Here is a 10478-nt window from a genome sequence, read left to right as displayed (position 1 = left end):
ACGCTGGCATTCAGCACAGTAATAATGGGTAAACACATGCGTGGAAAACTAATTTTTTTCAATAAATTAGCATTCTCTAAAAAAATATTTTGACCGCGACCCACAATTTCAGCAAACAATCCCCAGGTCAGCACGCCTGCACATAAATAAATACTATATGCAAAGCCACTTTCAATACCGGGTAATTTAGCCTTCATCACCTGAGAGAAAATTACTGTATAGACTACAATCATGGCTAATGGGTTTAGAAAAGTCCATGCTCCTCCCAATAAGGAATTGCGGTATTTACTTTGAAATTCCCGCTTGACACTTCCATAGATAAAACCACGATATCCCCATAAAGGTTTTAAAAAGCCAATCATTAAACGCGTCCATAATTATCTTGAAAACGGACGATATCATCTTCACCCAAATACTCACCGCTTTGTACTTCAATCATCACTAAATCAAGTACGCCTGGGTTTTCCAAGCGGTGTTGATGGCCGGCCGGGATATAAGTGGATTCATTGGTATTAACAAAAAAGTCACGCTCTCCATTGAGCACTTTAGCCATACCACTGACCACGATCCAGTGTTCACTGCGATGATGATGCATTTGCAGACTTAAGCTTGCGCCGGGTTTCACTTCAATACGTTTAATTTTAAAACGGGCACCCTCTTCCAGAACAGTATATGTACCCCATGGACGAACCACTGTGTTATGAAGTTTATAAGCTTCATGATTTTGCGCTTTAAGTGCGTTATACAAAATCTTAACGTCTTGAACCCGTGATTTATCTGTCACCAGCAAAGCATCGGGAGTATCAACAATCACCAGATTATCTACCCCAATTGCCCCAATCAGTCTTCCTGTACCATTATTATGAATATAGCTATTCTGAACATCGTGAAGAATTGCCTCACCAATGACGGTATTACCCGCTTCATCATGTTCGCCCAAGCGATCCATCGCAGTCCAGGAACCAATATCATCCCAACCGATATCACAAGGAATCACCGCCACATTGGAAGATTTCTCCATCACAGCGTAATCGATCGAAATATCGGGCACAGCTGCAAATAAAGTTTTATTCAATTCAATTTGCTTACGATTATCACCTTGTATGGTCTGAGAAGATTCCAGACAAGTGCGCACAGATTCCACAACCTCTGGACAATGTTCCATCATTTCACGAATTAAAGTTCCAGCAGAGAAGCAAAATATGCCTGCATTCCAATAAAAACGACCAGAAGCGACATATTCCTGTGCCAGTTCTAAAGATGGTTTTTCTACAAAGCGCTTAACATTATTTCCATCAGCCTCGATATAACCATATCCAGTTTCTGGTGCATTCGGAGTAATGCCAAAAGTCACCAGCTTATCTTGACTTGCCAGAGTAATTGCCTGATTCACTGCCTCTGAAAATGCAGAATAATTATTGATTAGATGATCGGCAGCGAGCACTAATAGCAGAGCTTCCTCACCATGATGTTGCATGACGTGTAAAGCAGCCAAAGTTACAGCCGCTGCAGTATTACGACCAAAAGGTTCCAAAATAAAACTGGTCGGTATTTCAGTTTTATTCACCTCTATATAGTCATCCAATGTTTTAAACTGTAATTCCCTATTCGTCACAGTTAAAATCTCGGTTACCGCTGGCAATGAAACTCCACGTAGAAAAGCTTTTTGCAACAAACTTTCGCCATCCGTTAAACGAATAAATGGCTTGGTATGTTGCTCACGAGATATCGGCCAGAGTCGGGAACCGGATCCACCACAAAGAATTGTTGGTATTAATTTCATAAATCTATGTCTGAAGAAATTTATTAAGTTTTTTGATGTAACTTTTTGATGTAACTTTTTGATTTATTTCTAAATGATTAAATCATTTAAATTTACCCAAAGCAATGCTAACTGAATAAATCTATTCATTCAAGACAAACTCATACTTCAGTCGTATACAGAAAAATAAAACTGTTCAAGATTTATGCAGAAATTCTATTTCAATACAAATAATAAGTACTTTTACCTGTCCTTATCTTCTTAATATAATTCATTCTGAAGTGAATCAATCCATCAAGATGGTCGATTTTTTTGCTAAACCCCGTATAATTTGCTGTCTTGTTGTTCGTGTAATCAGGTCTACTTTATGTCTAATCTCCAGTCCCTAACTCCTCGCATTTCGGTCGCGCCGATGATGGATTGGACCACCCGTGACTATCGTTTTTTTGCTCGCCTGTTTAATCCGAATATCATTATGTACACCGAAATGGTGACGACTGGTGCCATTCTGTTTGGTGGTGCGAATCGCCATTTGGACTATAACAACGAAGAACATCCGATTGTGCTGCAACTCGGTGGATCAAATCCGAAAGACCTCGCGACTTGTACTAAAATGGCCCAAGACTGGGGCTACGACGAAGTCAACTTAAACGTCGGCTGCCCAAGTGATCGCGTACAAAACAATAAAATTGGCGCATGCTTAATGGCAGAACCCGACCTGGTAGCAGAATGTATTGCTGAAATGCGTAATGCGGTGGATATACCTGTTACGGTCAAACATCGTATCGGTATTGATGACATGCAGTCGTACGAAGAAATGCTGCATTTTGTCGATACTGTAGCCAAAACCGGTTGTGACAATTTTATCGTGCATGCACGTATTGCCCTGCTTCAGGGCTTGTCGCCGAAAGAAAACCGCGATGTTCCACCTTTACGTTATGAAGATGTCTACCGTTTAAAACGCGAACGTCCAAATCTGTTAATTGAGATTAACGGCGGAATCAAAACCCTGGCTGAGACTCAAGCGCATTTAAAACATGTCGATGGTGTGATGATTGGGCGTGAGGCTTATCACAATCCATATTTATTGGCTGAACTTGGGCAATTCTGGAATTTAGAAGCTCCTGACCGTTTTGATATTATGGCGCAAATGATGCCATATATTGCCAAGCGTATGCAGGAAGGCGCACCACTGTCGATTATTACCCGTCATATTTTAGGTTTATTTCAGAATTTGCCGGGTGCACGTAAATGGCGTCAGGCTTTAAGTGGCGGTAATGCAAAAACCTTAAAAGATGTTGAAACAGCCTTGATCAATATTCAGGAAGCCATGCAACGTACTGAAGAATACGTGAAAGAAAATCAGTCAAATCTGGCTGCAAATTAATGGCAAGCAATTTCATAAAAAGCCATGCCAGCCCATTCAAGAGTGGGCTGGCATTTTCATTTTTCAGGCTGTTGGCTGTAGCACGATTTGCCCAGTTCAGATAACAATGACTATAAAATAATGTGGGCTTAATTTAGCTTTTTATCACTTTCAACCCAAAACGGTGAATGTAGGTAAAATCAGTGATGATTATAAACTGCATGTCCCTGATCTTTAACCGCAGCAATTTTTTTACCTTCCACTTTGGCCTGATCTAATTGACCTGCCTGCACCAATATTCTGGTTTTATCAATCTCTGTCACCAGTTGATCAAATAAAGCATCTGAGCTCGGTGCTTTCTCGTCATGAGCTTTCAATTCCACTTTTTTTGCATCTAAAGCCGCAGCCTTCATATTATCCAGTGCTTGCAGTGCATCGTTTGGATTCTCCGCCTTATTAAACATTTTAAAGTTTTTCGCAAGCATGCTCATACTCTGCCCAAGTTCACCGGCAAAACTCAGGCTACTGAACGACAAAGCAGCTGAAAGCAGCGCTGTAATTAAGGTTTTTTTAATCATGTGAATATCCTTTTCAAGTTTCATTTCAAAAATTAGGGCTATTGTTATTATTTACTTATTCTTCACATTTGAATTTTAAGCTTTAAACATAGTGCACCTTGCATAAAAAATGCAACGGATTCGCTGCATTTTTTATGAATCAAGTCAGTTAGTTTTAAACCGGTTCAATTTCATGATGTAAAGCATCATGAATCGCTTCTACTAACTGCTGGGCAATTTCCTGTTTCGATGCTTTTTCCAGATCGCGCTGCTGCATCTGATACTGCTCGGCAAAGAACACAATCATGGCATTCTCATCCGAGGCAAAACCAATATCTGGACGTGAAACATCATTACAGGCAATCATATCCAGTTTTTTTGCCACCAGTTTGCCGGCTGCATATTCTTCGACATTACGGGTTTCGGCAGCAAATCCGACCATAAATGGACGTTTTTGCTGCTGGGCAATGGTTGCGACAATATCCGGATTTTTAATTAAAGCCACATTTAGCTCATCACCGGCTTTCTTGATTTTATGCTCGGCAACTTCCGCCACACGGTAATCCGCCACCGCAGCCGTAGCAATAAAGATATCACAGCCTTTATCCAGCTGATCCATACTGTGTTCCAGCATCTGCATTGCAGATTGCACATTGATACGGCGTACCCCATTTGGCGTATCCAGACTCACCGGACCTGCAATCAAAGTGACCTTCGCACCAGCTGCATAACACGCCGCAGCCAAGGCAAAGCCCATCTTGCCGGTACTATGGTTGGAAATATAACGGACCGGATCAATCGCTTCACGCGTTGGTCCCGCAGTAATCACTACATGTTTACCTGCCAGCATGCCAAATTTTTCCGCAATCGCACGCTGTGCTTTATGAAAGTATTCGGTCACTTGACGGGCTAAATCTTCCGGTTCAGGCATACGTCCTAAACCGACATCGCCACAGGCTTGTGATCCGGCATCCGGCATAATCACATGCACACCATCTTCCACCAGGGTATTTAAATTACGCTGCGTGGCTTTGGCTGCCCACATTTGCTGGTTCATGGCAGGTGCTACCCAAACCGGTGATTTGGTCGCCAGATATAAAGTGCTGAGTAAATCATCAGCCAGACCGCCAGCAAATTTTGCCAGCGTGTCACAACTTGCAGGCGCAACCAGCAATAAATCGGCCCAGCGTGCCAGTTCGATATGTCCCATGCCCGCTTCAGCTTCAGGATTGAGTAATTCAGTATGCACCGGATTTCCAGACAAAGCCTGGAAAGTCAACGGCGTTATAAATGCTTGCGCACCTTGCGTCATCACCACACGGACATTAAAGCCGGCATCTTTTAAACGACGGACCAAAATGGCACTTTTATATGCCGCAATACCACCAGTTACCGCTAAAACAATGTTTTTATTTGGAATCACACTCAAGTCGAAGCTCACGAACAGGCTACCTTTCTGTTGCAGTGGCGCTCACAATAGCATTAAATAAAGTCATACCCAAGTCAGCAACTTGCGGTAATGACCATTACTAATAACAAAAAAGTCTAAAAACAATGAATTTATCGATTAAACACTGGCCTGAACAGGAACGTCCACGCGAAAGGCTGATTTTACAAGGGGCCGCTAGCCTGTCGGATGCGGAACTGCTGGCCATCTTTTTACGCTCAGGCTCTAAGCAACATTCTGCGGTGGAACTGTCCCGAATGCTATTGCAGCATTTTGGTGGGCTCAACCCTATTTTTGATGCCGAGCTTCAGGATTTAAGCCAGTTTCATGGTATTGGGGCAAGTAAATATGCCCAACTGATTGCGGTAAGGGAGCTGGGACGACGTTATATTTCCGCCCATTTAAAGCAGGAAAAAATTGAATTAAGCAATTCAAAAATATTACTGGATTTTTTAAAATTCGAATTACTGGGTGAAACGCAGGAAGTTTTTGCCGTGCTTTGCCTCGATGCCCATTTAAGAAAAATAAGCTTTAAAAAAATGTTCTATGGCTCGTTAAATTCGTGTGAAATTTCTACAAATCAGTTGCTGCGCTATGCGATCAATCAACATGCCAGTAGCATCGTGATTGCACATAATCATCCCTTTGGTCTGGGCCTTCCTTCGCAAGCCGATATCGAATTAACCCAGAATATTGCAACGGTCTGTGACTTATTAGAAATCCGTCTGATTGACCATTGTATTATTTCCCCGGAAGGGAGTTATTCTTTTGCTGAACATGGGCTTATTCAGCCTCAATAAAAATGTAACAATTATTGACAAAAGCCGTGCCAACACTGAAGATCAACAAAAATTTTGATGATACTAATAACATGATTGTTCGTGATCAACCTAGTGTATTCAAGCTGCTCTTTTCCTGGCGCGGGACCATTCTGCCCAAGGTTTTGCCGCCTTTAGGTGTGGTCATGCTGATCTCCTCAGTGATTGGCGGGCTGTCTTATATTGGTTACTTTCATTTTCCAGAACTTCCACTGGTGGGTTTTACTTTAATTGGGGTCGTCCTGTCGATTTTTCTGGGCTTTAAAAACACCGCCTGTTATGACCGCTGGTGGGAAGCCCGTAAACTCTGGGGCATGCTGATAGCCAATGCGCGACATTTTGACCGTGACTGTCGTATGTTCAGCCAAGGTCGCCGTGAACGCATCATCCAGCACGTAATTGTGTTTGCCAATGTCTTGCGTGATCGTTTACGTCATCAAACAGCCAATCCCCTGGCTCTGGTGGAAACCAGCGGCATGAGCCAACAGGCCATAACCCAGCTGTATCAGCAAGCCAATGCACCGCAATATACTTTAAGCCTGATTCAATGGGAGCTAATGCAGGCACTTAAAGAGGGTGAAATTTCCGATATTATTTATACCCAGATGAATCAGCATGTGACCGAATTGAGCCTGGTGCAAACCGGTTGTGACCGTATTGCCACCACACCTTTACCCTTTGCTTATTCGGTTTTGCTGAACCGTACCGTGTATTTTTTCTGTTTTATGTTGCCTTTTAGTCTAGGCGCAACCTTAGGTCTGGCGACGCCTTTAATGGTCGGTATTTTGGCTTATACTTTTTTAGGCTTAGATGCCTTAAGTTCAGAAATTGAAGAGCCGTTTGGCACACAAAGCAATGACTTACCTTTAGATTCAATGGTACGGACTATCGAGATTGAGCTGTTGGGAACTTTAGGTAAGCCGACTCCGCCACCGATTCAGGCACAGGATCATAATCTTTTATAAAAGTCCCTCCTTTCCTATAAAATCCCTCCCAACCTCCCTTTAACAAAGGGAGGAGTTCCCTCTCCTTTCAGGAGATGAGAATTCTCAGAATATATTCTGAGTTCGCAAGGGAGAGGTTAAAAATATGAATTAACGGAAACTCTCCCAAACGCCCACTTGCCCTTCTTTGACTCGTGGAATATTACCCAGTTTAATCCACGGCATATTATCTCCATGAAAGTCACTCCCTACCGATACTTTCAAGTTAAATTGCTCAATCATTCGATCGACCATTTGACGAGTTGATGTAGGTTCAATGGCAGGAGGAAGCTCCACGGCATCTCCACCAAACTGGGCAAAAATTTCAATCAGATAACGGATATTGGTGGCAGATAAATCATAACGCGTCGGGTGCGCCAGCACGGCAAAACCTTGGCTCTCGTGAATCACCTGAATGGTTTCTTTTAAACCCAGACCATCAAATTTCACATAGGCTTTTTTGCCTTCTTTAATATATTTATCAAAGGCCTGTTGTGGACGACTCACATAACCTTTTTCGACCAGGGTCTTGGCAATATGGGTGCGTGTCACTCGGTCAGGAATGTTATCCACTTTGGCAATCACATCGGCATAAATATCTTCACCAATTAGAGGAACGAGTAAATCGCAGATCTGTTTGGCACGAATCGCCCGAATCTGTTTTTGCTGTTCCAGCAAGACAAGTAAAGGTTGCGGATTTTGCATATTCAATGCAACCACATGTACAGCATAGTTTTTTTTCGTTGCCGGACGTGACCATTGGCTGGAAATTTCCACTCCGGAAATAATATGCAGCGGCAAATCCTGTGCAATCTTTTCAGCTAATTTTAAGCCATCCATGCTATCGTGGTCCGTCAGCGCAAGGGTATGAATACCTTTTTCTACGGCCGCATGCACAAGTTGTTCTGGAGACAAAGTTCCATCAGAAATATTACTATGTGTATGTAAATCTACGCCTTGCATAACTTATACTATGTCATTTATTTGATCAGATTTAGATACTCTAACATGAAAGCACTTTTAGACTTTGTGCCCCTCATTATTTTCTTTTATTTATATAAAACTGTTGATCCAAAAGATACCGATCATCCGCTATTACATTTGATCGGTTCGGCAGGGGGTGTAGATAATAATAACATTTTGGTGGCTACCGCAGGTCTGATCATCTCAATGCTGGTGGTTTATGGTGTGTTATTTGTCACCCAAAAATTCCGCCTGGATAAACAACAATGGATTGTGCTGTTTATGACCGTCATTTTTGGTGGTATCACCTTGATGCTGAGCGATGATTTTTATATCCGGCTAAAAGCAGCTCTTTTAAATATTGTTTTTGCAGGTGCTTTCCTGCTTTCGCCTTATTTTACCAAAGACAAAAATCCACTGATTCAGCGTTTATTTGGCCCTATTTTCAATTTAACCGCAAAAGGCTGGAAAAATTTGAATTTCGCCTGGGCGGGAATGTTTGTCTTCATGTCGTTCTTGCATGTTTTCTTCGCATTTTTATTTGCTGGCGGAAAATATTGGGGCGAATTTACTGCATTTGGTGACATGATTGTGATGTTTTCCTTTATCATTATTCAGTTTATTGTCTTGCGCAAATATTTTAAGTCGCCTGAAGCCTAATTCAGGTCAACTGATCGAGAAAAAATATGCCTTTATTCGTTGTAACCTGTACCGATAACGAAGGTACAGTCGAAAAACGCCTAGCTACACGTCCAAAACATCTGGAACGCCTGCAAAAATTAAATGATGAGGGTCGTTTGATTGTGGCAGGTGCAATGCCTAAAGATCCTGGTAATCCACAAGCAGGTTTTTATGGTAGCACGATTATTGTTGACTTTGAAAACCGCGAGTCGTTAGATGCATGGCTGCAAGATGAACCTTTCCTAAAAGAAGGCATCTATGGTCATATTGATGTGAAACCTTTTAATAAAGCTTTCCCTCAAGGATAAAATCATGCGTGTTGTAGTTTCAAGCTTATTGGGTTTCGCTTTCATCTGTTCAACAGCTTGGGCAGTGGAACCTACCCCTGCTCCAACACCCGCTGTAGCGCCTGCTGCTCAAGCAACGATTGCAACACCTCCACCACAGACTAGACTTCAAACTTTACCTGCAAATAAACCTGGTACTGTTCCTGCTGCTAGTCTGGATGCCAACGGTTTACCGCAAGAAGCCAAGCCCCTAACCGCAGAACAAATTGCCAAGAATAAAGCAGTGCAAGATGCCAAAGTGAAGGCTCTGGTCAAAGATCAGGCTACGCGTTTACAGCAATTGGAAAAAGCCAATTTAGATGCCTTGTCACAGAACCAGGAACTGCAATTAAAAAATGACAGTTTGGGCGTTCAGGTGCAAGTATTGCAAAGTGAACGTAGTGCACAGATGTTTTTATACGGTGCAGCAACGATTGCCGTTGGTGTCCTGCTCGGATTTCTAATTGCAAGTTATGTCTATACCAAACGTCGTCGTCAGTGGTAATGGCTACATTTACGGCTTCATTTCGTTTTTACCGATGAATTTAAAGGTTATTTAGGTTTTGTCTCATCCTATCCAAACTGCCGATCTGGATTGGCAACACGTCGATGGCATTGATGTTCCCGTTTCCAAACAGTTTGGCGATGTCTACTTCTCTAAAGATAATGGCCTGCTTGAAACACGACATGTGTTTTTAAATGGCAATGATTTATCGACCCGCTTGGCAAACCTGAATGACTTTGAATATTTTTGTGTTGGTGAGACCGGTTTTGGTACCGGGTTAAATATTCTAGCCTTATGGCAGCTTTGGCAGCAAGTCCGTCCAGATAATCATAGCCATCTGCATGCCATTTCAGTCGAGAAATTTCCACTCAGCAAAACTGACCTGATTCGCGCTTTAAATGCCTGGCCGGAACTCAAGCCTTTAGCTGATCAACTGATTGCACAGTACCCAATGCCGATTGCCGGCTGTCACCGTTTATCTTTCCCTGATGAGCGTTTTAGCCTGGATTTATGGCTAGGTGATGCCCATGATGTCTTTCCTGTTATGGAAAAAACAGTAACAGTCAACGCATGGTTTCTAGATGGCTTTGCCCCATCCTGTAATCCGGATATGTGGGAAGAAAATGTTTTAAACAACATTGTGCGTTTATCCGATTTCGGCAGCACTTTTGCTTCGTTCAGTGTGGCTGGTGTACTGAAACGTGGGTTAAAAAATCACGGTATTTCTATTTCACGTCCGCGTGGTTTTAGACATAAACGGGAAATGCTCAAAGCCATCTGGAATGCACCTGAAAAACAGTCTGAATCGTCTAATGATTTAGATGCCACTGAAAAAAAAACTGAGCTACGCGCCGCGATTTTTAAACAGCGCCAGATAGCGATTATTGGCGCAGGAATCGCAGGTTTAAGCTGTGCCTGGGCATTTGCTCAGCGTGGCCATCAAGTGATGATCTATGACCAGTCAGCTCCTCTTTCTGGAGGTTCCGGCAATCCTTTAGCTTTGCTGAATCCCAAGCTGTGTCCGATTGAACAAAGTGCAGATCATTTAATGACTCTGGCCTGGCAGCATG

12 protein-coding genes are annotated in these 10478 nt (G+C 42.6%); 7 read left to right on the top strand and 5 right to left on the bottom strand.

The window, feature by feature from the left end; translation table 11 throughout:
* Together B2Y23_RS14625 and B2Y23_RS14620 are read right to left on the bottom strand one after the other, a co-directional pair.
* A partial coding sequence (locus tag B2Y23_RS14625; protein WP_291371604.1) for an ABC transporter permease occupies positions 1–362 on the bottom strand: 362 nt, incomplete at its 3' end.
* Positions 362–1783, bottom strand: a complete 1422-nt coding sequence (locus tag B2Y23_RS14620; protein WP_291371603.1) for a mannose-1-phosphate guanylyltransferase/mannose-6-phosphate isomerase — start codon at positions 1781–1783, stop codon at positions 362–364. The genes B2Y23_RS14620 and B2Y23_RS14625, both read right to left, overlap by 1 nt.
* A gap of 346 nt (positions 1784–2129) precedes the next feature.
* Here B2Y23_RS14620 and dusA point away from each other — a divergent pair, with 346 nt between their 5' ends.
* Positions 2130–3149: a tRNA dihydrouridine(20/20a) synthase DusA gene (gene dusA / locus B2Y23_RS14615; RefSeq protein ID WP_291371601.1), complete on the top strand. Its 1020-nt coding sequence runs from the start codon at positions 2130–2132 to the stop codon at positions 3147–3149.
* A gap of 179 nt (positions 3150–3328) precedes the next feature.
* Here the strand turns inward: dusA and B2Y23_RS14610 are convergent, their stop codons facing one another.
* Both B2Y23_RS14610 and coaBC read right to left on the bottom strand, forming a co-directional pair.
* On the bottom strand, positions 3329–3706 hold the full coding sequence (locus tag B2Y23_RS14610) for a cytochrome b562 (RefSeq protein WP_291371599.1): 378 nt from the start codon (positions 3704–3706) through the stop codon (positions 3329–3331).
* A 154-nt stretch (positions 3707–3860) separates the two neighbouring features.
* Positions 3861–5126 (bottom strand): bifunctional phosphopantothenoylcysteine decarboxylase/phosphopantothenate--cysteine ligase CoaBC, encoded by a 1266-nt coding sequence (coaBC, locus tag B2Y23_RS14605; protein WP_291371596.1) that lies wholly within the window; start codon positions 5124–5126, stop codon positions 3861–3863.
* 113 nt (positions 5127–5239) lie between these two features.
* On the opposite strand from coaBC, the gene radC reads away from it, so the two are divergent.
* Together radC and B2Y23_RS14595 are read left to right on the top strand one after the other, a co-directional pair.
* Positions 5240–5932 (top strand): RadC family protein, encoded by a 693-nt coding sequence (gene radC, locus B2Y23_RS14600; protein ID WP_291357005.1) that lies wholly within the window; start codon positions 5240–5242, stop codon positions 5930–5932.
* A gap of 71 nt (positions 5933–6003) precedes the next feature.
* On the top strand, positions 6004–6915 hold the full coding sequence (locus B2Y23_RS14595; protein WP_291357003.1) for a bestrophin family protein: 912 nt from the start codon (positions 6004–6006) through the stop codon (positions 6913–6915).
* Positions 6916–7044: 129 nt separating this feature from the next.
* Here B2Y23_RS14595 and B2Y23_RS14590 read toward each other — a convergent pair whose 3' ends face one another.
* On the bottom strand, positions 7045–7896 hold the full coding sequence (locus B2Y23_RS14590) for a PHP domain-containing protein (RefSeq protein WP_291371594.1): 852 nt from the start codon (positions 7894–7896) through the stop codon (positions 7045–7047).
* A gap of 45 nt (positions 7897–7941) precedes the next feature.
* Here B2Y23_RS14590 and B2Y23_RS14585 point away from each other — a divergent pair, with 45 nt between their 5' ends.
* From B2Y23_RS14585 to mnmD, 4 genes are all read left to right on the top strand, one after another.
* On the top strand, positions 7942–8556 hold the full coding sequence (locus B2Y23_RS14585; RefSeq protein WP_291356999.1) for an inner membrane-spanning protein YciB: 615 nt from the start codon (positions 7942–7944) through the stop codon (positions 8554–8556).
* Between the two features lie 26 nt (positions 8557–8582).
* The gene (locus B2Y23_RS14580) at positions 8583–8885 is read left to right on the top strand and encodes a YciI family protein (RefSeq protein WP_291356997.1); all 303 of its coding nucleotides are present in this window, start codon (positions 8583–8585) and stop codon (positions 8883–8885) included.
* A gap of 4 nt (positions 8886–8889) precedes the next feature.
* Complete coding sequence (locus tag B2Y23_RS14575; protein WP_291371592.1) at positions 8890–9408, top strand: hypothetical protein; 519 nt, start codon at positions 8890–8892, stop codon at positions 9406–9408.
* A 58-nt stretch (positions 9409–9466) separates the two neighbouring features.
* Positions 9467–10478: tRNA (5-methylaminomethyl-2-thiouridine)(34)-methyltransferase MnmD (mnmD, locus tag B2Y23_RS14570; RefSeq protein WP_291371590.1), on the top strand; the 1012-nt coding region annotated here is incomplete at its 3' end.

Source organism: Acinetobacter sp. UBA5934 (genome assembly GCF_002430855.1).
Taxonomy (GTDB): Bacteria; Pseudomonadota; Gammaproteobacteria; order Pseudomonadales; family Moraxellaceae; genus Acinetobacter.
The sequence above is the reverse complement of the archived record's forward strand: the minus strand, read 5'-3'. Positions and strand labels throughout refer to the sequence as shown.

Bases quoted from the DNA above. Each gene is read 5' to 3' on its own strand.
- B2Y23_RS14575 (WP_291371592.1), top strand. From the start codon at position 8,890: ATGCGTGTTGTAGTTTCAAGCTTATTGGGTTTCGCTTTCATCTGTTCA.
- B2Y23_RS14620 (WP_291371603.1), bottom strand. From the start codon at position 1,783: ATGAAATTAATACCAACAATTCTTTGTGGTGGATCCGGTTCCCGACTC.
- B2Y23_RS14580 (WP_291356997.1), top strand. From the start codon at position 8,583: ATGCCTTTATTCGTTGTAACCTGTACCGATAACGAAGGTACAGTCGAA.
- dusA (WP_291371601.1), top strand. From the start codon at position 2,130: ATGTCTAATCTCCAGTCCCTAACTCCTCGCATTTCGGTCGCGCCGATG.
- B2Y23_RS14590 (WP_291371594.1), bottom strand. From the start codon at position 7,896: ATGCAAGGCGTAGATTTACATACACATAGTAATATTTCTGATGGAACT.
- radC (WP_291357005.1), top strand. From the start codon at position 5,240: ATGAATTTATCGATTAAACACTGGCCTGAACAGGAACGTCCACGCGAA.
- B2Y23_RS14595 (WP_291357003.1), top strand. From the start codon at position 6,004: ATGATTGTTCGTGATCAACCTAGTGTATTCAAGCTGCTCTTTTCCTGG.
- B2Y23_RS14585 (WP_291356999.1), top strand. From the start codon at position 7,942: ATGAAAGCACTTTTAGACTTTGTGCCCCTCATTATTTTCTTTTATTTA.
- B2Y23_RS14610 (WP_291371599.1), bottom strand. From the start codon at position 3,706: ATGATTAAAAAAACCTTAATTACAGCGCTGCTTTCAGCTGCTTTGTCG.